Origin of the sequence: Pseudoalteromonas sp. T1lg21 (assembly GCF_002964625.1) — a bacterium.
GTDB classification, from domain to species: domain Bacteria; phylum Pseudomonadota; class Gammaproteobacteria; order Enterobacterales; family Alteromonadaceae; genus Pseudoalteromonas; species Pseudoalteromonas gelatinilytica.
This window is the reverse complement of the sequence record NZ_PQBX01000031.1, coordinates 1-395: the sequence shown is the minus strand read 5'-3', so window position 1 is coordinate 395 and position 395 is coordinate 1. Positions and strand designations below refer to the sequence as shown.

Genomic DNA, 395 nt, shown 5'->3' with positions numbered 1-395 from the left:
AACGCTTTGCTAAGGGGCAATTAACAGTTGGATATACTTGCGCGAAGCGCCAAGCCAACTGCTAATTGTCCCAGTGAGTGTACGAACGAACTTTAGCAACTTGTTATATTTCATAGCATTGCCTTTAATATTGTTGCTATTGCAGCTTTTTGCTGCGGATCAGTTGCCTCTTCGAATATTTTTACTAAATATGGGGCCACATGCTTTTTTTCTTCATTGGACATTACAAACGAATCGCCAAACCAAATTTGATTATCGCTATCAAGCATAAGCGTAAAAGCATCATTATCACTTTTTACGATCAGTCCAATCACTTCGGCCTCTACAAAGGTTCCCTCATAGATTAAGTTGCTTTTTATCGCTGAAACTCTTGGGTTCATCTCACTCTTAGCCAT

General features: G+C 39.5%; 1 protein-coding gene. It reads right to left on the bottom strand.

What is annotated here, in order from left to right:
• Positions 1-110: 110 nt before the first annotated feature.
• A partial coding sequence (locus tag C2M25_RS06900; RefSeq protein WP_105180751.1) for a hypothetical protein occupies positions 111-395 on the bottom strand: 285 nt, incomplete at its 5' end.